20 protein-coding genes, 3 tRNA genes and 1 pseudogene are annotated in these 20,323 nt (G+C 51.0%); 11 read left to right on the top strand and 13 right to left on the bottom strand.

Features of this window, described 5'->3' with window-relative positions:
• Positions 1-39: 39 nt before the first annotated feature.
• The 4 genes from RHD99_RS21485 to orn form a co-directional block, all read right to left on the bottom strand.
• Positions 40-115, bottom strand: a tRNA-Gly gene (locus RHD99_RS21485).
• 37 nt (positions 116-152) lie between these two features.
• A tRNA-Gly gene (locus tag RHD99_RS21490) sits at positions 153-228 on the bottom strand.
• A gap of 67 nt (positions 229-295) precedes the next feature.
• Positions 296-371 (bottom strand) — tRNA-Gly (locus tag RHD99_RS21495).
• Positions 372-544: 173 nt separating this feature from the next.
• Positions 545-1,090: an oligoribonuclease gene (orn, locus tag RHD99_RS21500; RefSeq protein WP_183272532.1), complete on the bottom strand. Its 546-nt coding sequence runs from the start codon at positions 1,088-1,090 to the stop codon at positions 545-547.
• A 113-nt stretch (positions 1,091-1,203) separates the two neighbouring features.
• Between orn and rsgA the strand changes: the two genes are divergently transcribed.
• The 3 genes from rsgA to mscM all read left to right on the top strand — a co-directional run bounded on the left by rsgA (position 1,204) and on the right by mscM (position 6,824).
• Positions 1,204-2,259, top strand: a complete 1,056-nt coding sequence (gene rsgA / locus RHD99_RS21505; protein ID WP_309876497.1) for a small ribosomal subunit biogenesis GTPase RsgA — start codon at positions 1,204-1,206, stop codon at positions 2,257-2,259.
• Positions 2,260-2,462: 203 nt separating this feature from the next.
• The gene (gene asd, locus RHD99_RS21510; protein ID WP_309876499.1) at positions 2,463-3,428 is read left to right on the top strand and encodes an archaetidylserine decarboxylase; all 966 of its coding nucleotides are present in this window, start codon (positions 2,463-2,465) and stop codon (positions 3,426-3,428) included.
• Positions 3,429-3,485: 57 nt separating this feature from the next.
• The gene (gene mscM, locus RHD99_RS21515) at positions 3,486-6,824 is read left to right on the top strand and encodes a miniconductance mechanosensitive channel MscM (RefSeq protein WP_309876501.1); all 3,339 of its coding nucleotides are present in this window, start codon (positions 3,486-3,488) and stop codon (positions 6,822-6,824) included.
• Between the two features lie 166 nt (positions 6,825-6,990).
• Here the strand turns inward: mscM and epmA are convergent, their stop codons facing one another.
• Positions 6,991-7,968, bottom strand: a complete 978-nt coding sequence (epmA, locus tag RHD99_RS21520; protein WP_183272528.1) for an elongation factor P--(R)-beta-lysine ligase — start codon at positions 7,966-7,968, stop codon at positions 6,991-6,993.
• Between the two features lie 329 nt (positions 7,969-8,297).
• Here epmA and frdA point away from each other — a divergent pair, with 329 nt between their 5' ends.
• The 6 genes from frdA (at position 8,298) to RHD99_RS21550 (ending at position 13,465) form a co-directional block, all read left to right on the top strand.
• A complete protein-coding gene (gene frdA / locus RHD99_RS21525) occupies positions 8,298-10,091 on the top strand; it encodes a fumarate reductase (quinol) flavoprotein subunit (protein ID WP_309876503.1) in 1,794 nt (597 codons plus the stop codon).
• Between the two features lie 4 nt (positions 10,092-10,095).
• A complete protein-coding gene (locus RHD99_RS21530; protein WP_373925643.1) occupies positions 10,096-10,821 on the top strand; it encodes a succinate dehydrogenase/fumarate reductase iron-sulfur subunit in 726 nt (241 codons plus the stop codon).
• 10 nt (positions 10,822-10,831) lie between these two features.
• On the top strand, positions 10,832-11,227 hold the full coding sequence (frdC, locus tag RHD99_RS21535; protein ID WP_183272525.1) for a fumarate reductase subunit FrdC: 396 nt from the start codon (positions 10,832-10,834) through the stop codon (positions 11,225-11,227).
• 9 nt (positions 11,228-11,236) lie between these two features.
• A complete protein-coding gene (gene frdD, locus RHD99_RS21540; protein WP_064540797.1) occupies positions 11,237-11,596 on the top strand; it encodes a fumarate reductase subunit FrdD in 360 nt (119 codons plus the stop codon).
• A 90-nt stretch (positions 11,597-11,686) separates the two neighbouring features.
• Positions 11,687-12,838: a CMY2/MIR/ACT/EC family class C beta-lactamase gene (gene ampC, locus RHD99_RS21545; RefSeq protein ID WP_309876506.1), complete on the top strand. Its 1,152-nt coding sequence runs from the start codon at positions 11,687-11,689 to the stop codon at positions 12,836-12,838.
• A 99-nt stretch (positions 12,839-12,937) separates the two neighbouring features.
• A complete protein-coding gene (locus RHD99_RS21550; RefSeq protein WP_309876508.1) occupies positions 12,938-13,465 on the top strand; it encodes a lipocalin family protein in 528 nt (175 codons plus the stop codon).
• A gap of 11 nt (positions 13,466-13,476) precedes the next feature.
• On the opposite strand, the gene sugE is transcribed toward RHD99_RS21550, so the two are convergent.
• Positions 13,477-13,794 carry a quaternary ammonium compound efflux SMR transporter SugE gene (gene sugE, locus RHD99_RS21555; protein WP_183272522.1) on the bottom strand — a complete coding sequence of 106 codons (318 nt, stop codon included), beginning with the start codon at positions 13,792-13,794 and terminating at the stop codon, positions 13,477-13,479.
• Between the two features lie 301 nt (positions 13,795-14,095).
• Between sugE and RHD99_RS21560 the strand changes: the two genes are divergently transcribed.
• The gene (locus tag RHD99_RS21560; protein ID WP_510183661.1) at positions 14,096-14,683 is read left to right on the top strand and encodes a response regulator transcription factor; all 588 of its coding nucleotides are present in this window, start codon (positions 14,096-14,098) and stop codon (positions 14,681-14,683) included.
• A gap of 47 nt (positions 14,684-14,730) precedes the next feature.
• On the opposite strand, the gene ecnB is transcribed toward RHD99_RS21560, so the two are convergent.
• The 3 genes from ecnB to efp all read right to left on the bottom strand — a co-directional run bounded on the left by ecnB (position 14,731) and on the right by efp (position 15,742).
• Entirely contained in the window at positions 14,731-14,877 is a 147-nt protein-coding gene (ecnB, locus tag RHD99_RS21565; protein WP_034492730.1) for a lipoprotein toxin entericidin B, read from the bottom strand.
• A 102-nt stretch (positions 14,878-14,979) separates the two neighbouring features.
• Entirely contained in the window at positions 14,980-15,114 is a 135-nt protein-coding gene (locus tag RHD99_RS21570) for an entericidin A/B family lipoprotein (RefSeq protein ID WP_183272520.1), read from the bottom strand.
• A gap of 61 nt (positions 15,115-15,175) precedes the next feature.
• A complete protein-coding gene (efp, locus tag RHD99_RS21575; protein WP_034461125.1) occupies positions 15,176-15,742 on the bottom strand; it encodes an elongation factor P in 567 nt (188 codons plus the stop codon).
• A gap of 40 nt (positions 15,743-15,782) precedes the next feature.
• Between efp and epmB the strand changes: the two are divergent.
• Positions 15,783-16,810 (top strand): annotated as a pseudogene (gene epmB, locus RHD99_RS21580) (EF-P beta-lysylation protein EpmB).
• Positions 16,811-16,947: 137 nt separating this feature from the next.
• Here the strand turns inward: epmB and RHD99_RS21585 are convergent.
• The 4 genes from RHD99_RS21585 to RHD99_RS21600 all read right to left on the bottom strand — a co-directional run bounded on the left by RHD99_RS21585 (position 16,948) and on the right by RHD99_RS21600 (position 20,068).
• Entirely contained in the window at positions 16,948-17,301 is a 354-nt protein-coding gene (locus tag RHD99_RS21585) for a DUF4156 domain-containing protein (RefSeq protein ID WP_183272518.1), read from the bottom strand.
• A 157-nt stretch (positions 17,302-17,458) separates the two neighbouring features.
• On the bottom strand, positions 17,459-19,102 hold the full coding sequence (gene groL / locus RHD99_RS21590; RefSeq protein ID WP_183272517.1) for a chaperonin GroEL: 1,644 nt from the start codon (positions 19,100-19,102) through the stop codon (positions 17,459-17,461).
• A gap of 48 nt (positions 19,103-19,150) precedes the next feature.
• Positions 19,151-19,444: a co-chaperone GroES gene (locus RHD99_RS21595; protein WP_034461121.1), complete on the bottom strand. Its 294-nt coding sequence runs from the start codon at positions 19,442-19,444 to the stop codon at positions 19,151-19,153.
• 138 nt (positions 19,445-19,582) lie between these two features.
• Positions 19,583-20,068, bottom strand: coding sequence for an FxsA family protein (locus tag RHD99_RS21600; protein WP_183272516.1), 486 nt, complete (start codon positions 20,066-20,068; stop codon positions 19,583-19,585).
• Positions 20,069-20,323: the final 255 nt, after the last annotated feature.

The following is a 20,323-nucleotide window of genomic DNA, read 5'->3' on the forward strand; positions in this document are numbered from 1 at the left end:
GCTTAGCGTTGTGGATAATTTGTACTGGAGATAAGAATTTGGAGCGGGAAACGAGACTCGAACTCGCGACCCCGACCTTGGCAAGGTCGTGCTCTACCAACTGAGCTATTCCCGCTTGGGTGGTGCTGGCTTTTAAAAGCCAAATCAAATTTTGGAGCGGGAAACGAGACTCGAACTCGCGACCCCGACCTTGGCAAGGTCGTGCTCTACCAACTGAGCTATTCCCGCATATTCTTCGTCTTTTAAGCTGATGCTTAAAAGCCATCGAATTTGGTGGTACTGCTGTAATCAAATTTGGAGCGGGAAACGAGACTCGAACTCGCGACCCCGACCTTGGCAAGGTCGTGCTCTACCAACTGAGCTATTCCCGCTCTGTGTAACGCTGCAAATTCTGCATCGGTACGGGAGGCGCATTATACGAGAAATCGTTTTAGTCGCAAGCCCCTCAAACCACTTTTTTCAAAAATTATGTTCAAGTGGTGATTTAACCAACAAGATGATTACTTTATCAACGAAGGAGGCAAAATGCCTCCTTCCGTAAGCTTTAAAGCTTAATAAAATTCTCACGGTAGAATGCTAACTCTGCCACCGACTCGCGAATATCGTCCATTGCCTGATGAGTGCCCTGCTTTTTGAAATCAGCCAAAATTTCAGGTTTCCAACGACGAGCCAGCTCTTTTAGCGTGCTGACATCCAGATAACGGTAGTGGAAGTACTCTTCCAGCTCAGGCATGTACTTAAACAGGAAACGGCGATCCTGGCCTATGCTATTACCACAAATTGGAGAGCTATTTGCCGGAACCCACTGTTTCAGGAACTCAAGCGTTGCCAGTTCCGCCGCACGGTCATCCATTGTACTGGCTTTAACACGCTCAACCAGGCCGCTGCCGGTATGGGTACGCACATTCCAGTCATCCATCAGCGCCAACTGTTCATCAGACTGATGAACAGCGATAGTTGGCCCTTCGGCGAGGATATTCAAATTGGCATCAGTAACCAGAGTGGCAATTTCAATTATGCGATCCCGCTCGGGGTCCAGGCCGGTCATTTCTAAATCAATCCAAATGAGATTGTTTTCATTTCCACTCATGCTATTTTCCACCCTTCTTGTGCGTAGCCCACCTTTGTCGATGGGTTAATTCGTATAAAATAGTGTGTATCATAGAGGTTTTGCCCATCACGGGCGACCAGGAGCCAGTAAGATTGAGCAAAAATAAACTCTCCAAAGGACAGCAGCGCAGGGTTAGTGCAAACCACCAGCGTCGGCTTAAACAGACTGTGGAGAAAGCCGATCCTGACGACTCTCAGTTTGGCGAGCCGCGCGATGGTCGCGTCATCAGCCGCTTCGGCCAACATGCCGATGTTGAATCTCCCGGTGGTGAAATTCACCGCTGCAATATTCGTCGCACCATCCGTTCGCTGGTAACCGGCGATAACGTGGTCTGGCGTCCAGCGAAAGAAGCTGCGACAGGCGTCACAATCAAAGGCATCGTTGATGCAGTACACGAACGTAAAACCGTTCTGACACGCCCTGATTTCTATGACGGCGTAAAACCGATTGCCGCCAACATCGACCAAATCATCGTTGTTTCCGCAATCTTGCCCGAGCTGTCACTGAATATTATTGACCGTTATCTGGTCGCGTGCGAAACCCTCGACGTTGAACCGTTGCTGGTGCTGAACAAAACCGATCTGCTCGACGAAGAAGGCCTGAAGTTTGTCAACGAACAAATGGATATCTACCGCCGCATTGGTTATCGCGTGTTGTTGGTTTCCAGCCACAAAGTAGAAGGCCTGAAAGAGCTGGAAGAAGCGCTAATTGGGCGCGTCAGTATTTTTGCCGGGCAATCGGGCGTGGGTAAATCCAGCCTGCTGAATAACCTGCTTGGTTTTAAAGAAGTCCAGATTCTGGTCAATGACGTTTCTGACAACTCCGGTTTGGGTCAGCACACAACCACAGCTTCGCGTCTGTATCATTTCCCAGGCGGCGGCGATGTCATCGACTCCCCGGGCGTGCGTGAATTTGGCTTATGGCACTTAGAGCCGGACCAGGTGACCCATGGATTCACTGAATTCCATGACTATTTAGGCCGTTGCAAATACCGTGACTGCAGCCACACCAACGACCCAGGCTGCGCACTGCGCGAGGCCGTGGAACGTGGGGAAATAGCCGAAACGCGTTTCGAAAACTACCATCGCATACTGGAAAGCATGTCCGAGGTAAAATCGCGTAAAACCTTTTCCGATACTGACCGCTGACAATTAAGCTGAGCATCGCTAGAATCGCGCTCCATTTTTCTTTTTGTGTACGCATATATCTCTATGCCCAATGTATTTCGAGTTGCAGGAAGGCGGTAAGAGAACGAGGTCCGAATCACTTACATAAGTAAGTGATTCGGGCGAGCGAACGTAGCCAAACGCCTACGGCTTGAAAGACGACGGGCATTAGCCAGGAGGCTATCTTGTTAGACAAATTTAAACTTTCACTCCAATACATTCTGCCTAAACTTTGGCTAACTCGCCTGGCAGGCTGGGGTGCAAGCAAACGAGCTGGCTGGTTGACCAAACTGGTTATCGACCTGTTCGTCAAATACTACAAAGTCGACATGAAGGAAGCGCAGAAGCCGGACACCGCCAGCTATCGCACCTTCAATGAATTCTTCGTACGCCCGCTGCGTGACGATGTTCGTCCTGTGAATACCGATCCGAATGTACTGGTGATGCCAGCAGACGGCGTTATCAGCCAGTTAGGTCCAATCGAAGAAGACAAAATCTTGCAGGCAAAAGGCCACAACTACAGCCTTGAAGCCCTGCTTGCGGGTAATTACTTAATGGCAGATTTGTTCCGTAACGGCAGCTTCGTTACGACGTATCTGTCACCGCGCGACTACCACCGCGTTCACATGCCGTGTAACGGTATTTTGCGCGAAATGATTTACGTGCCCGGCGATCTGTTCTCCGTGAACCATTTAACGGCGCAAAACGTACCGAATCTGTTTGCTCGTAACGAGCGCGTTATCTGCCTGTTCGACACTGAGTTTGGCCCGATGGCGCAGATTCTGGTGGGTGCCACCATTGTTGGCAGCATCGAAACCGTTTGGGCTGGTACGATCACTCCACCGCGTGAAGGCGTTATTAAACGTTGGACATGGCCTGCGGGTGAAAGCGAAGGTTCTGTGGCCCTGTTAAAAGGCCAGGAAATGGGTCGTTTTAAACTGGGTTCGACGGTCATTAACTTATTCGCCCCAGGTAAAGTGAATCTGGTCGAGCAGTTACAAAACCTGTCAGCCACGAAAATTGGTGAGCCGCTGGCTATTTCCACCGAATTCAGAAACGAGCCAGAAGTGCCGGTGAGCGAAATTCCTGAAGTAGAAATTGCAGCGGAAACGGAAACCAGCCCACCGCCAGAAAACAAGCCAGACGTTTAACTCGTTATCCTCAGCCCTCACAACGAGGGCTGTTTCACCTATAGGAACCGACGTGCCGTGCGCCTGATAATCACTTTTCTGATCGGTTTGTGCCTTAGCTCACCGCTGTACGCCGCAACGGCCCCTGACGCCAAACAAATCTCCCAGGAGCTTGAACAAGCTAAGTCTGCAAAAGACAAACCAGGTAACGCTGAAATCGTGGAAGCGCTTCAGGCTGCCCTCAATTCGCTTGATGAACGCAAAGTCTCCCTGGAACGAGCCACTCAATATCAGCAAGTCATAGATAATTTCCCCAAGCTCTCTGACACCTTACGCCGACAGATCAACAACCTGAGCGATGAACCGCAAAAAGTGCCGGAAGGCATGTCGACCGATGCGCTGAATCAGGAAATCCTGCAAGTAAGCAGCCAGTTGCTGGATAAAAGCCGCCTTGCGCAGCAAGAGCAGGAACGTACTCGCGAAATCACGGATTCACTCAGCCAACTCCCGCAGCAGCAAACCGATGCGCGCCGTCAGTTAAACGACGTTGAACGCCGGATTGGAACCCTGCCGGCCACCAGCACACCGTTAGCACAGGCGCAAAGTTACTCTTTGCAGGCCGAATCTGTGCGCCTGAAAGCGCTAGTCGATGAACTGGAGCTGGCGCAACTGTCTGCCAGTAACCGCCAGGAGCTCGCGCGTCTGAGGGCCGAACTGGCCCAAAAACAGAGCACGCAGTTGGATGCTTATCTTCAGGCATTGCGTAACCAACTTAATAACCAGCGCCAGCGTGAAGCTGAAAAAGCCCTGGAAAGTACCGAATTGCTGGCAGAAAGCAGCGCAAACCTGCCCGCAGATATTGTTGAGCAGTTTAAAAATAACCGCGAATTGTCCCAGGCGCTGAACCAACAAGCTCAGCGTATGGATTTAGTGGCGTCTCAACAGCGCCAGGCATCCAGCCAGACGTTGCAAGTTCGTCAGGCACTGAACACGTTACGCGAGCAGTCGCAATGGCTTGGCGTTTCGAACGTTCTGGGAGAAGCATTACGTGCGCAGGTTGCTCGTTTGCCTGAAATGCCAAAACCCCAGCAGGTGGATACCGAACTCGGCCAATTGCGCGTTCAACGCCTGCATTACGAAGACCTGCTAAACAAGCAGCAGCAATTACGCCAGATTCGGCAAGCTGATGGCAAGGAGCTCACCAGCGAGCAAAATCGTATTCTGGAAGCGCAACTGCGTACCCAGCGCGAACTGCTCAATTCCCTGCTGCAAGGCGGCGATAACCTGATTCTCGAACTGACCAAACTGAAAGTGGCGAACAGCCAGCTTGAAGATGCGTTAAAAGAGGTGAACGAAGCGACTCACCGTTACCTGTTCTGGACCTCAGACGTCAGCCCGATAGGTATCACCTGGCCGGTTGAGATTGTGCAGGATTTGCGCCGCCTGGTGTCGATGGATACGTTCAGCCAGCTCGGCAGCGCTACCATCATGATGCTGACCAGTAAGGAAACCCTGCTGCCGTTGTTCGGCGCATTAATACTGGTGGGCTTCAGTATCAGCTCACGCCGCCATTTCACTGCCTTCCTTGAACGATCCAGTGCAAAGGTTGGCAAGGTCACTCAGGATCATTTCAGCTTAACGTTGCGGACGGTGTTCTGGTCAATTCTTGTGGCGCTGCCTTTGCCGGTGCTGTGGGCAACACTCGGGTTCGGACTGCAAGCCGGTTGGCCGTACCCCCTCGCAGTGGCAATAGGTGATGGCGTGACAGCGACAGTTCCGCTGCTGTGGGCTGTGATGATTTGTGCGACGTTCGCCCGTCCGAATGGCTTGTTCATTGTGCATTTTGGCTGGCCTCAGCACCGCGTGGCTCGCGCCATGCGTTACTACATGCTGAGTATCTGCCTGATCGTGCCACTGATTATGGCATTGATTATGTTTGATAATCTCAATGACCGAGAGTTCTCAGACTCGCTTGGACGGCTGTGCTTTATTTTAATTTGCGGCGCGATGGCGCTCGTGACTTTAAGCCTGAAACGCGCCGGTATTCCGCTGTATCTGGATAAACAAGGTAATAGCGAAAACATTGCGAACACGATGCTGTGGAACCTGCTACTTGCGGCCCCGTTAATTGCCATTCTGGCAGCGACTGTCGGCTACCTGGCCACTGCGCAAGCGTTGCTCGCAAGGCTAGAAACGTCCGTCGCTATCTGGTTCCTGTTGCTGGTTGTTTACCATATCTTCCGCCGTTGGATGCTCATCCAGCGCCGCCGTCTGGCATTTGACCGTGCCAAACATCGCCGTGCGGAAATCCTTGCTCAACGTGCCCGTGGCGAAGAAGAACCCGCTCATGCCCACAGCACTGAAGGTTCGGCGGAAGCCATCGAGGAGCCGGAAATCGATCTGGATACCATCAGCGTACAATCCTTGCGTCTGGTGCGTTCGATTCTGATGCTGATTGCGCTGTTGTCGGTCATTGTATTGTGGTCAGAAATACATTCCGCCTTTGGCTTCCTTGAGAACATCACGTTGTGGGATGTGACCTCAACGGTACAAGGTGTGGAAAGCCTTGAGCCGATTACGCTCGGTGCCGTGCTGATTGCTATTCTGGTGCTGATTATCACCATGCAACTGGTGCGTAATCTGCCCGCGCTGCTCGAGCTCGCGCTGCTTCAGCATCTGGATTTAGCACCGGGCACAGGTTACGCCATTACCACCGTGACCAAATACCTGCTGTTGCTGGTCGGGACGTTGGTTGGCTTCTCAATGATTGGTATTGAGTGGTCGAAGTTGCAGTGGCTCGTCGCTGCTCTGGGTGTGGGTTTAGGTTTTGGTTTGCAGGAGATTTTCGCCAACTTTATCTCTGGCCTGATCATCCTGTTTGAAAAGCCGATCCGTATTGGCGATACCGTAACAATCCGCGATCTCACCGGTAGCGTCACCAAGATCAACACCCGAGCGACCACGATCAGCGACTGGGACCGCAAAGAGATAATCGTCCCTAACAAGGCTTTTATCACTGAGCAGTTTATCAACTGGTCACTCTCGGACTCCGTCACGCGTGTGGTGTTAACGGTCCCGGCACCTTCCGATGCTAACAGCGAAGAAGTAACGAAAGTGCTGTTGCAAGCAGCGGAGCGTTGTTCACTGGTGATTGATAACCCAGCGCCAGAAGCATTCCTGGTGGATTTACAGGCCGGTATTCAAATCTTTGAGCTGCGTATTTACGCCGCAGAGATGAACCACCGTATGCCACTGCGCCACGAGATTCATCAGCTGATTCTGCAAGGGTTCCGCGAACACGGTATCGAGCTGCCGTTCCCACCGTTCCAGATGCGTCTGGATAGTTTGGGTGGGCAACGTAGTAGTAAGACGATGGTGTCGTCAGGGAAAGCGGGAAGGACTCCGGGGAGTTTGTAAACGTTCCCCCTCATCCCAGCCTTCTCCCCAGGGAGAAGGGGAAACCGTACACCCTCTATTTCAGGGAAGAAGGGGAAAACTGTACATCCCCTCTCCCAGGGAAAAAGGGGAAACTGTAAATCCCCTCTCCCTCAGGGAGAGGGTCAGGGTGAGGGTGAGGGTTGTTCTACGCCCGGTCTACCGGGAACGCCAACACGTCAGCCAGTCTTTCAGCCTTCAACGCCAGCATAATCAAACGATCCACACCTAGCGCCACGCCTGAACAATCCGGCAATCCGGCTTTCAGCGCTTCCAGCAAATTCACATCTATTGGTTGTTGCGGTAAACCGCGAGCGGCACGTTTACGGTTATCCTGCTCGAAACGTTGTTGCTGTTCACGCGCGTCCGTTAATTCGTGGAAACCATTCGCCAGTTCAATGCCTCGGAAATAAACCTCAAAGCGCTCGGCTACGCGGTGATCTTCGGTGCTGATCTGCGCCAGTGCGGCCTGGCTTGCCGGGAAGTGATAAACAAACGTCGGCTTGTCTTTACCAATGTGCGGCTCTACACCCATGCTGAAAAGCAATTGCAGCAATGTGTCGCGGTCTTCTTCCTGATCGGCAATATTGCTCAAATCAAGTTTCGCTGCCGCTTCGCGCAGTTGGTTTTTGTCCGCAGAAAGCGGATCAATCTCCAGATGGCGCTGGAATGCTTGCTGATAAGAAAGAGTCTCGGCAGCATCGGTCTCCAGAACCAGTTGCAACAAATCATCAACTTCGTTCATCAGACGATACATATCGTAGTGCGGGCGGTACCACTCCAGCATGGTGAATTCTGGATTATGGTGGCGGCCCATCTCTTCGTTACGGAAGCTACGGCACAGCTGGAATACCGGGCCAACGCCCGCCGCCAGTAGGCGTTTCATGTGATATTCCGGGCTGGTCATCAGGTACAAATTGACGCCCTGAGCGTGGCCTGGGCCAACAAAACGGGTTTCAAACGGGAACAGATTGATGTCCGTTACCGTAGCCTGGCTCATGCAGGGTGTTTCCACCTCCAGTACACCGCGGTCGGCAAAAAAACGCCGAATAACCGCCATGATCGCGGCGCGTTTCAACAGGTTGGGGATGGATGCGCTCGGCTGCCAGGTGGCCGTTTCGCTCATGTGGATGTCTCCGTATTCAAACAAGGCGGAGAAGTCTACTCGCAACGCATTAGGGAGACAAATTTTGCGCAGTAATTTTTCATCGCCAGCCGCGCCGATCTGGCAGTACTAATTTGAATTTCGTGACATAACTCATCACCAAAATTAATTAATTGCTGCACTGAACAGCAAAAAAATCGAACACGTCAAATTTCCATAGTAAGCCTACGGCTATAATCCGCTACCTACAAAGGAGCAGGGATAACCCTTTCGCTATAGCTAGCGCCGTATCGGTGAACTACCTTTGGTTAAATCAGCTAAGCGGAATAACTAAAATCTGGAGGAATGTCGTGCAAACCTTTCAAGCCGATCTCGCCATAATAGGCGCTGGCGGAGCGGGCTTACGAGCAGCCATCGCGGCAGCACAAGCCAATCCACAAGCCAAAATTGCTCTGATCTCCAAAGTCTACCCAATGCGTAGCCACACCGTGGCCGCCGAAGGGGGTTCTGCCGCCGTTGCGCAGGATCACGACAGTTTCGAATACCATTTTAATGACACCGTTGCCGGTGGTGACTGGTTGTGTGAGCAGGATGTGGTCGACTACTTCGTCCACCACTGCCCAACTGAAATGACTCAACTTGAGCAATGGGGTTGCCCGTGGAGCCGTCGCCCGGACGGTTCAGTCAACGTGCGTCGCTTTGGGGGCATGAAGATTGAGCGTACCTGGTTTGCCGCGGATAAAACCGGCTTCCATATGCTCCACACCCTGTTCCAGACTTCATTGCAGTTCCAGCAAATCCAACGTTTTGACGAGCATTTCGTGCTCGATATTCTGGTTGATGACGGGGCCGCGCGTGGCCTGGTCGCCATGAATATGATGGAAGGTACGCTGGTGCAGATCCGCGCGAATGCCGTGGTGATGGCAACCGGCGGTGCGGGTCGTGTTTACCGCTACAACACCAACGGCGGCATCGTGACCGGCGATGGTATGGGTATGGCGTTAAGCCACGGCGTACCGCTACGTGATATGGAATTCGTGCAATATCACCCTACCGGCCTGCCAGGTTCCGGCATTCTGATGACGGAAGGCTGCCGTGGTGAAGGCGGTATTCTGGTCAACAAAGATGGCTATCGCTATCTGCAAGATTACGGAATGGGGCCTGAAACTCCGCTGGGCGAGCCACGTAACAAATACATGGAACTCGGTCCGCGCGACAAAGTTTCTCAAGCTTTCTGGCACGAATGGCGCGCTGGCCGCACCGTTCCAACGCCACGCGGCGATGTGGTTTATCTCGACCTCCGTCACCTGGGTGAGAAAAAACTCCTCGAACGTCTGCCATTCATCTGTGAGCTGTCGAAAGCCTATGTCGGCGTAGACCCGGTAAAAGAGCCGATTCCGGTTCGTCCTACCGCGCACTACACCATGGGGGGTATCGAAACCGACAGCCAATGTGAAAGCCGTATCAAAGGGCTGTTTGCCGTTGGCGAATGCTCTTCAGTTGGCTTGCACGGGGCAAACCGTCTGGGTTCTAACTCCCTTGCTGAGCTGGTTGTATTTGGCCGTATGGCGGGTGAAAGTGCGATGCGTCGTGCGAACGAAGCGCAACCTGCTAATGATGCCGCGCTGAATGCACAAGCCGCTGACGTAGAAACGCGTCTGAAGAAGTTGGTTAATCAGGAAGGTACTGAAAACTGGTCGAAGATCCGCGATGAAATGGGTCTGTCGATGGAAGAAGGTTGCGGTATTTATCGCACTCCAGAACTGATGCAGAAAACTATCGATAAGCTGGCTGAGCTGCAAGAGCGCTTCAAACGCGTGCGCATCACTGACACCTCCAGCGTGTTTAATACCGATTTGCTCTACACCATCGAGTTGGGCCACGGCCTGAATGTGGCGGAATGTATGGCGCACTCGGCGATGGCACGTAAAGAGTCTCGTGGGGCACACCAGCGCTTAGACGAAGGTTGTACCGAGCGTGATGACGTGAATTTCCTGAAACATACTCTCGCATTCCGTGACGCAAATGGAACCACGCGCCTGGAATACAGCGATGTGAAAATCACGACTTTGCCACCGGCTAAACGCGTCTACGGTGCGGAAGCAGAAGCGGCCGATAAGAAGAAGGAGACGTCGAATGGCTGATGCGATGAAAACTCTGAAGATTGAAATTGTGCGCTACAACCCGGAAACGGATAGCAAGCCGCACAGCGAAATGTATGAAGTGCCTTATGACGAGCAAACCTCGTTGCTTGATGCGCTGGGCTACATCAAAGACAATTTGGCGCCAGACCTGACCTACCGCTGGTCATGCCGTATGGCTATCTGCGGCTCTTGCGGCATGATGGTCAACCGCGTGCCTAAACTGGCCTGTAAAACCTTCCTGCGTGAATACACACAGGGCATGAAGGTTGAAGCGCTGGGCAACTTCCCTATCGAGCGCGATTTGGTGGTCGATATGACCCACTTTATCGAAAGCCTGGAAGCCATTAAGCCGTACATCATCGGCAACCCGCGCACGCCAGATCAGGGGCCAAACACCCAGACGCCAGCACAGATGGCGAAATACCATCAGTTCTCCGGCTGCATCAACTGTGGCCTGTGCTACGCGGCTTGCCCTCAGTTTGGTTTGAATCCTGAGTTCATTGGCCCGGCGGCCATTACGCTTGCTCATCGTTACAACCTGGATAACCGCGACCATGGCAAGAAAGAGCGTATGGCGCAGTTAAACGGCCAGAACGGCGTCTGGAGCTGTACTTTCGTGGGCTATTGCTCCGAAGTTTGCCCGAAACACGTCGATCCGGCAGCGGCCATCCAGCAGGGTAAAGTCGAAAGTTCGAAAGACTTTTTGATTGCCACCCTGAAACCACGCTAAGGAGTGCAAAATGACTACGAAACGTAAGCCATATGTACGGACGATGACTCCGACCTGGTGGCAAAAGCTGGGCTTCTACCGTTTTTATATGATTCGCGAAGGTACAGCCGTGCCGACCGTCTGGTTCAGCATTCTGCTTATCTGCGGTCTGTTTTCACTGAAAAGCGGCCCTGAAAGCTGGGCGGGATTTGTCAGTTTTCTGCAGAACCCGATTGTGGTTATCCTCAATCTGATCACCTTAGCGGCTGCTTTACTGCATACCAAGACATGGTTTGAACTGGCACCGAAGGCCGCCAATATCATCATTAAAGATGAGAAAATGGGCCCTGAGCCGGTGATTAAAGGATTGTGGGCGGTGACGGCTGTCGCCACTGTCGTCATTCTGTTTGTTGCACTGTTCTGGTAAGGGGACGTCATGATTAATCCAAATCCAAAACGCTCCGACGAGCCGGTATTCTGGGGTCTGTTTGGCGCAGGCGGTATGTGGGGCGCGATCATCGCACCCGTCATCGTGTTGCTGGTTGGCATTATGTTGCCGCTGGGTCTGTTCCCGGGCGATGCGTTGGGCTATGAGCGTGTGCTGGCATTTTCTCAAAGTCTGATTGGTCGCTTATTCATCTTCCTGATGATTGTTCTGCCGCTGTGGTGCGGGCTTCACCGTATTCACCATGCGATGCACGACCTGAAAATTCACGTGCCATCTGGCAAGTGGGTGTTCTACGGTCTTGCGGCGATCTTGACCGTTGTGACCTTTATCGGTGTAATTACTCTCTAATTACGCGGATTGTTAAAAAGGCCTGCCATTGTGCAGGCCTTTTTATTTGTACCAGCGCGAACTAAAGTGTCACTTTATGGAGGAACACCAATGATAAAAAAAACGCTTTGCTGCATGTTGATGCTCACGGTCTCTTACCCTGCTTTTGCCGCCCAGAAAACCCTCACCGAAAAGCAGCTTGCTCAAACCGTCGATAGTGTTATCGCTCCATTGCTCAAAGAACAGAGTATTCCGGGTATGGCTGTCGCCGTTATTTATCAGGGGACACCGCATTACTTCACTTATGGTCAAGCGGATATCAGCAAAAACTTACCCGTAACGAAAGAGACATTGTTTGAACTCGGCTCGGTCAGTAAGACTTTTACCGGCGTTCTTGGCGGCGATATTGTCGCTCGCGGTGAAATTAAGCTCAGCGACCCGGTTGCGAAGTACTGGCCTGCATTAACCGGTAAACAATGGAAAGAGATAAATCTGCTGCAACTTGCCACCTACACCGCAGGTGGATTGCCGTTGCAGGTACCTGATGACGTCACCAATCAGACGTCCCTGCTCCACTTTTATCAGAACTGGCAACCACAATGGGCTCCGGGCTCGACTCGTGTGTATGCCAACGCCAGCATTGGCCTTTTCGGCGCGCTGTCAGTAAAACCGTCAGGGATGAGCTTTGAAGAGGCGATGTCCAAACGTGTATTCCAGCCGCTGAACCTTTCGCATACCTGGATAACAGTGCCCGCATCTGAACAAAGCAGCTATGCCTGGGGTTACCGCAACGGCAAAGCCGTACACGTTTCACCGGGTATGCTGGATGCTGAAGCCTATGGTGTGAAATCGACGATTGAAGACATGGCAAGTTGGGTGCAAGCCAATATGAAGCCTGAACACGTCGGCGACCAAACGTTACGGCAAGGCATTGAACTGGCACAAACGCGCTACTGGCGAATTGGCAGCATGTATCAGGGATTAGGTTGGGAGATGCACAACTTGCCGGTGGATGCCAAAACGCTGATTAATGGTAGCGACAATAAAGTGGCACTCGCCCCGCAAAAAGCAGTAGCCATCGAGCCACCCGCTCCTGTTGTTAAGGCATCCTGGGTCCACAAAACAGGATCAACCGGAGGATTTGGTACTTATGTGGCATTTATCCCCGAGCAACAACTCGGCATTGTGATGCTGGCAAATAAGAGCTACCCCAACACCGAGCGCGTAAAAGCAGGATACGCAATCCTCGAAGCATTGCAGTAAAACAAACGGGCCTGCGCAGCAGGCCTTTTTATTTCCAGCCATTCCCCGCATTTTCCCCACCACAATCTACACTTAGCAAAAACAGACAAGGATTTTTCTATGCGCATCTGGCCGATTATCACCACCATTGCAGTTGCGTTTCTCGTCGTCTCCTGTAGCACCCCGACTCCACCACCAGGCACCACGGTGGTTAATAATTTTGATGCTAAACGGTATCTCGGCAAGTGGTATGAAATTGCCAGACTTGACCACAAATTTGAAAGCGGGCTGGAGCAAGTAACAGCCACGTACAGCGCCATGGATGATGGCGGTCTTCGAGTGATAAATAGAGGTTTTAACCCAGACAGGCAAATGTGGCAGCAAAGTATTGGCAAAGCCTATTTCACGGGTGATCCAAGCCGTGCGGCACTTAAAGTTTCGTTCTTTGGGCCGTTTTACGGTGGTTACAACGTGATTTCGATAGATAAAGATTACCGACACGCACTGGTGTGCGGGCCGGATAAGGACTATCTGTGGATATTGTCGCGCACGCCAACCATCAGCCCTGAGGTGAAAGAGCAAATGCTGAAGATCGCGACACAACAGGGCTTCCCGGTGGAAAAACTTCTGTGGATTAAACAGCCCTGATGGAATGGCTCTTAATGCGTGCTGATTTTCAGGCCAATAATCCCGAGGACAATCAGCGCCAGGCTCGCAATGCGGGCCAGGCTTGCTGATTCGCCTAACAGCAAGATACCCGTCGTCGCAGCACCCACAGCGCCAATACCTGTCCAGATAGCGTATGCCGTGCCGGTCGGCAAGGTTTTCATCGACCATGACAGCAACACGATGCTGACAATCATCGCCACCACCGTGATAACGCTAGGCCACAAGCGGGTAAAACCGTGGGTATACTTCAGGCCGACAGCCCAGACAACTTCTAATAAACCAGCAATAACAAGAATCAACCAGGCCATAAACAGCTCCAGTAATGGGGCCGTCCCCGGAAATCAAGAAGCGCTTAAGGGTCGTCCCCTAAGGCTGGTGAGGCGATGATTCTAGCAATCCATCACGCACAGAAAAACCAAAATGACACTTTGCTGCCAACAAACCAGTAACGTTTAGTTGCCACATGTGGGGGCACGCTGACGCTAAGCCAAGAATTGACTGCTAATTAACCCGTAAATCCACAATTCATTTCAGCAGTTTTCTACATATTATAATGTTTTCTCGAACATTCAGAAAAGGCTGTAATAGTGAGTCACGCGAACGGTAAGTATGCATAAGATATTGTTAGTGGACCGTTGTCATTATAGTCGACAAGGTTTTAAAAGCTGGCTGAGCAACAATATGGCATTCTCTATTGTTGAAACAGACAATTTGCTTTTAGCTCGCGAAAAAATAATACAATGGCGGCCAAACCTTGTTATTGCCGACTTTACTAGTTTTGCCAACTCATTACATAATATCCAGCAACTCTCATCTATTTACTCAGCCTGTGGGAAATCTATTCGCCTAATGATATTTAATAGTATTCGACACGAGAAGATTGAAGAATACTGCTTATCACAAGGCTCGCACGCTATATTCAGTAAATCACTGTCGTTACCTGAACTTTATGCGGCTATTCAGACACAGCTTAGCTCCCGCCCTCCGTTTTACTCTAAGCGGCAGTATACCTCTCCCTTGCTCACGCTGCGGGAAGAACGGATATTAAAATTATGGACCGATGAGGCCAACAATGATTTTATTGCCAGCATGATGGGAATTAGCACCAAGACGGTATATACCTACAAACGAAATATCCGAATGAAACTTGGGATAAACAACCGATTTTCATTGTTCATAGAACAGCATCAGCAATAATGAATTAACAACGGTACGGCATGAATACCGTACCGTCCGTTAATATATTAATTCTGTGCTTTTGTTGCTGCACCAGAAATCGCTTGACCACCATCTTGAATATCTTCACCCATGCCTTTAGTCGTATTACATGCAGTCAATAATGACGAAAGCACTATGAGAGAAAAAAACGCTGCAATAGTTTTCTTAATCATGACCGTATCCTTTTTTGACGATTTTGTTTGTGTATAGCAGTTAAAGCATAGTCAAAAAATGGCAGGCTGACGGAAAAAGCAGATTTTTAGGAGTGTTGGAAATTATTTGTTTGCTGCACGCTCAATGGCGCCGCCAAGGTGTTTCAGGTCTTCGCCAAAGCCGCGGGTGGCGTTACAGCCCGTCAGAATAGTGGTTAGCAACGTGATGAAAAGTAAATGTTTAATTAAACGGCTCATCTTCCCTGCCTTTAGCAATCGGCGGTGATGCGTCAAACGCCTCACCGCCAACCATCACGTATTACTTAACGCGAGAAACGTATTCGCCAGAGCGAGTGTCAACTTTGATGACTTCGCCAGTCTGAACGAACAAAGGTACTTTAACCACAGCACCAGTAGACAGTGTTGCAGGCTTACCGCCGGTACCAGCAGTATCACCTTTCAGACCCGGATCCGTTTCAACGATTTCCAGCTCTACGAAGTTTGGTGGCTGTACAGCGATTGGACGGCCGTTCCACAGGGTCACGATACACTCGGCCTGATCCAGCATCCATTTAGCGTTGTCACCAATCGCTTTCTCATCAGCTGCCAGCTGCTCGAAGGTTTCGTTATTCATGAAGTGGTAGAACTCACCGTCGTTGTACAGGTAAGTCAGGTTCATATCGATAACGTCTGCGCCTTCAGCGGAGTCGGTAGATTTGAAGGTCTTCTCAACGCGGGTGCCTGTCAGCAGGCGGCGCATTTTAACGCGAGCAAAGGCCTGGCCTTTACCTGGTTTCACGAACTCACTGGATTCGACTGCGTAAGGTTCGCCTTCGAACATGATTTTAAGACCGGCACGAAAATCGTTGCTAGAATAAGTCGCCATAAGGCCCTCTGAAATTGTTAATTGGTAGCTTAGCCAAAAAATGGCACACATTGTAACCCTAAATCCCCCCGCAGAGAAGATTGGTTAACGCAACTTGCCGATGTTATAACCGATCCTGATGAACTGCTGCATATTTTAGAGCTGGACGCCGACAAAGAGTTGTTGGCGGGACGTGATGCACGTCGACTTTTTGCCTTGCGTGTGCCGCGATCTTTTGTCGCGCACATGGAAAAAGGCAACCCAAATGACCCATTGTTGCGCCAGGTACTGACCTCCAGGGAGGAATTTATTGCCGCCCCCGGCTTTAGTACCGATCCGCTCGAAGAGCAGCACAGTGTGGTTCCAGGCCTGTTGCACAAATACCGCAACCGGGCGTTGTTGCTGGTTAAAGGTGGCTGTGCCGTCAACTGCCGTTATTGCTTCCGTCGCCATTTCCCGTATTCCGAAAATCAGGGCAACAAACGTAACTGGCAGGCAGCTATTAACTACATCAGTGAGCACCCGGAACTGGATGAAATTATCTTCTCTGGTGGCGATCCGCTGATGGCGAAGGATCACGAGCTCGACTGGTTGATCACCGAAATCGAAGCTATCCCGCATATTAAACGTCTGCGTATTCATAGCCGCTTGCCGATTGTTATCCCGGCTCGTATCACTGAAACGCTGGTTACACGCATTGCTCGCTCCCGGTTACAGGTTATTTTGGTTAACCATATCAACCATGCCAATGAGATTGGGGATGAATTTAGAGCCAGCATGAGCCATTTACGCAAGGCTGGTGTGACGCTACTCAACCAAAGCGTGTTACTGCGCGACGTGAACGACAATGCCCAGACCCTCGCGGAGTTAAGCAATGCGCTGTTTGATTCCGGCGTTATGCCTTACTACCTGCATGTGCTGGATAAAGTGCAAGGCGCGGCACACTTTATGGTGAGTGACGACGAAGCGAGATTGATTATGCGTGAACTGCTGACGTTGATTTCAGGCTATATGGTGCCGAAGCTGGCACGTGAAATTGGCGGTGAACCGAGTAAAACACCGTTGGATTTGCAGCTACGGCAGAATTGATTGCGGCCCTCACCCTAACCCTCTCCCACAGGAGAGGGAATTGCACGACTCCCCCTCGACGACATGAGAGGGAATTGCACGATTTTCTCCCTCGCCCTCAGGGAGAGGGTCGGGGTGAGGGTTGTTTTACACAAAAATCAGTTCGGGCACTTATAAACCTGGCCGGTCATTTTGCTCGCAGTTGGCGCAAAGCTCGACAGCAAGTTTTGAGTCGGGCTACTCACGCCATACAGCACGTTCCCACCCATTGCCGCAGCGTTATTACGCAGGGCATTTGCCGCACCACGCATAGAACCGCCTTCATCGCCATGCTGCCCAGACAACCAGTTGCTTTGTTCACCGGTAGCGGTGCCTAACAGTTGGCAGTTACTGGCCGGTTTTTCCTCAACAAAACGAACGCTCTGCCCGGCGGTACTCAGATCATTGCTGGTACTGCACCCTGCCAGCAGCAATGCTGCCACAGCCATTCCTGCTGAAACTTTTATGCGCATGTTGTTCCCCGTAATCAATGCCGTATTCAGTGTAGTGGGCCATTGTCGCCCCGGTATGACCTTATACCAGACTGCGACCAAAAAGAAAAAACCCTCAGACATTTCTGCCTGAGGGTTTTCTTAACACGGTGCTTTTAGCACGCGAGTGTCAGGGCAATTACATCATGCCGCCCATGCCACCCATACCGCCCATACCTGCGCCACCTAAATCAGGAGCGTCAGATTTTGGCAGGTCGGTAACCATGCACTCTGTGGTAATCATCAGGCCAGCTACAGACGCTGCGTACTGCAGAGCAGAACGAGTCACTTTAGTTGGATCCAGGATACCCATGTCGATCATGTTGCCGTATTCTTCAGTTGCTGCGTTGTAACCGTAGTTACCGTCGCCCGCTTTCACGTTGTTAGCAACAACAGATGGCTCTTCGCCGCAGTTCAGAACGATCTGACGCAGTGGAGACTCCATTGCGCGCAGCGCAACTTTGATACCCACGTTCTGGTCTTCGTTCTGGCCACGCAGTTCAGACAGTTTGCTTGCTACGCGAATCAGCGCAACACCACCACCGGCAACCACACCTTCTTCAACCGCAGCACGGGTAGCGTGCAGGGCATCTTCAACGCGTGCTTTCTTCTCTTTCATTTCAACTTCGGTAGCTGCACCGACTTTGATTACCGCAACGCCGCCAGCCAGTTTCGCTACGCGCTCTTGCAGTTTTTCACGGTCGTAATCAGAAGTTGCTTCTTCAATTTGCTGACGAATCTGGGATACACGACCCTGGATTGCCGCTTCTTCACCGGTACCATCGATGATGGTAGTGGTGTCTTTATTGATAACGATACGCTTAGCAGTACCCAGGTCTTCCAGGGTCGCTTTTTCCAGCTCCATACCGATCTCTTCAGAGATTACGGTACCGCCAGTCAGAGTCGCGATGTCTTGCAGCATAGCTTTACGACGGTCGCCGAAGCCAGGTGCTTTAACAGCAGCCACTTTCACGATGCCACGCATGGTGTTAACCACCAGAGTTGCCAGCGCTTCGCCTTCAACATCTTCAGCGATGATCAGCAGTGGTTTGCCAGCTTTCGCAACGGCTTCCAGAACGGGCAGCATTTCACGAATGTTGGAGATTTTCTTGTCAGCCAGCAGGATGAACGGGCTTTCCAGTTCGATAGAACCGGTTTCTGGCTTGTTGATGAAGTATGGAGACAGGTAGCCACGGTCGAACTGCATACCTTCAACTACGTCCAGTTCGTCTTGCAGGCCAGTGCCTTCTTCAACGGTGATAACGCCTTCTTTGCCTACTTTCTCCATCGCTTCAGCGATCAGAGTACCCACGGTTTCGTCGGAGTTAGCAGAGATAGTACCAACCTGAGCAATGGCTTTAGAGTCAGAGCAAGGAACAGACAGTGCTTTCAGCTCTTCAACAGCGGCGATAACAGCTTTATCGATACCGCGTTTCAGGTCCATTGGGTTCATGCCTGCAGCAACAGCTTTCAGGCCTTCAGTGATGATGGATTGAGCCAGTACGGTTGCAGTAGTAGTACCGTCACCTGCAGCGTCGTTCGCTTTTGAGGCAACTTCTTTAACCATCTGCGCACCCATGTTTTCGAACTTGTCTTCCAGTTCGATTTCACGCGCTACAGAAACACCATCTTTAGTGATAGTCGGTGCACCGAAAGATTTATCCAGAACAACGTTACGGCCTTTTGGACCGAGGGTAACTTTCACTGCATCTGCCAGTACGTTAACGCCACGCAGCATTTTCACACGAGCGTCATTACCGAATTTTACGTCTTTAGCTGCCATTCTTAACTTTCCTTAAATTCGTTTATGTTCGTTCAGTTTTTGCGCGGATTACGCTTCAACAATTGCCAGGATGTCGCTTTCTGCCATGATCAACACTTCTTCATTGTCGATCTTCTCAGACTTAACACCGTAGCCATCGTTGAAAATTACGATGTCGCCGACTTTTACGTCCAGCGGTTGTACGTTACCGTTTTCCAGGATGCGGCCTTTACCGACAGCGATGATTTCGCCACGAGTTGATTTGCCAGCTGCACTGCCAGTCAGAACGATGCCGCCTGCAGATTTAGATTCAACTTCTTTACGTTTGACGATGACACGGTCATGTAATGGACGAATGCTCATGTGATAGCTCTCCTTTGAGAAAGTCAGTATCAATTGTTTAGGTAACGCCGGTCCAAAATGGGTTATCGGCTGGTGACCTGAGAGATGGGGATGCGCTTCCCCCCCTTCAAGGGGGGAAAACAAAAAAATTTTCGATTTTTAGCGATTGTGACGATCATCATTCTCGTGGTCGTCGAGCTGTTTCGGCGCATCATCTTTACGCTGATACTCACCGTCAAACGTTGAACCACCGCCAGTGCCCGCGCTAAAGCCACCACCCGGCATGCGTGAAAAACGCAAATGCGGCATCAGCTTCAGAGTGAGATGTTTTTGTACCGGTGGCAGTAACAGCAGTAAACCGAGGAAGTCGGTGAAGAAACCAGGCAACAGTAGCAGCAAACCTGCAATGATCAACGAAACGCTTTTGATCATCTCTGCCGCTGGACTTTCACCCGCCGCCATTTTCTGCTGCATCAGCATGAAATTCTTAAAGCCCTGGTTGCGAACCAGTGACATACCAATAACCGAGGTGAATATCACCAGTACCAGCGTCAGGAAAACCCCCATCACGTGGGCAACCTGAATAAATAACGAGATCTCTATGTAAACATAGAGAAAAATGGCAATTAACGGTATCCAGCGCACCGTACACTCCTGTAGTTGGGAAGACTGTAGCAAGCGCCATCAAGCCCTTGCGTCAAATAGTTTGGCCATTAAGCGTAGTCAAAGAGATGGCGGCGCCATAGTCAAAAATCAATCTACGCGCTGTATTATTTTTTTGGAAATTTTCAACAATTGATCGGCATCACATATTAATAATTGTTATGTAAGATGACGTTTAATAAGTGATCCAGATTACTGCATTTCTCTATCATCAGCATATCATCACGGCGTAGAGAC

The sequence above is a fragment of the Buttiauxella selenatireducens genome (assembly GCF_031432975.1).
Lineage (GTDB): Bacteria > Pseudomonadota > Gammaproteobacteria > Enterobacterales > Enterobacteriaceae > Buttiauxella > Buttiauxella selenatireducens.

Coding starts and splice junctions, on each gene's coding strand:
- ampC (WP_309876506.1), top strand. CDS start 11,687: ATGATAAAAAAAACGCTTTGCTGCATGTTGATGCTCACGGTCTCTTAC.
- RHD99_RS21550 (WP_309876508.1), top strand. CDS start 12,938: ATGCGCATCTGGCCGATTATCACCACCATTGCAGTTGCGTTTCTCGTC.
- sugE (WP_183272522.1), bottom strand. CDS start 13,794: ATGGCCTGGTTGATTCTTGTTATTGCTGGTTTATTAGAAGTTGTCTGG.
- efp (WP_034461125.1), bottom strand. CDS start 15,742: ATGGCGACTTATTCTAGCAACGATTTTCGTGCCGGTCTTAAAATCATG.
- groL (WP_183272517.1), bottom strand. CDS start 19,102: ATGGCAGCTAAAGACGTAAAATTCGGTAATGACGCTCGTGTGAAAATG.
- RHD99_RS21530 (WP_373925643.1), top strand. CDS start 10,096: ATGAAAACTCTGAAGATTGAAATTGTGCGCTACAACCCGGAAACGGAT.
- frdD (WP_064540797.1), top strand. CDS start 11,237: ATGATTAATCCAAATCCAAAACGCTCCGACGAGCCGGTATTCTGGGGT.
- RHD99_RS21595 (WP_034461121.1), bottom strand. CDS start 19,444: ATGAGCATTCGTCCATTACATGACCGTGTCATCGTCAAACGTAAAGAA.
- frdC (WP_183272525.1), top strand. CDS start 10,832: ATGACTACGAAACGTAAGCCATATGTACGGACGATGACTCCGACCTGG.
- RHD99_RS21570 (WP_183272520.1), bottom strand. CDS start 15,114: ATGAGCCGTTTAATTAAACATTTACTTTTCATCACGTTGCTAACCACT.
- orn (WP_183272532.1), bottom strand. CDS start 1,090: ATGAGTGGAAATGAAAACAATCTCATTTGGATTGATTTAGAAATGACC.
- RHD99_RS21585 (WP_183272518.1), bottom strand. CDS start 17,301: ATGCGCATAAAAGTTTCAGCAGGAATGGCTGTGGCAGCATTGCTGCTG.
- epmA (WP_183272528.1), bottom strand. CDS start 7,968: ATGAGCGAAACGGCCACCTGGCAGCCGAGCGCATCCATCCCCAACCTG.
- RHD99_RS21560 (WP_510183661.1), top strand. CDS start 14,096: ATGCATAAGATATTGTTAGTGGACCGTTGTCATTATAGTCGACAAGGT.
- ecnB (WP_034492730.1), bottom strand. CDS start 14,877: ATGATTAAGAAAACTATTGCAGCGTTTTTTTCTCTCATAGTGCTTTCG.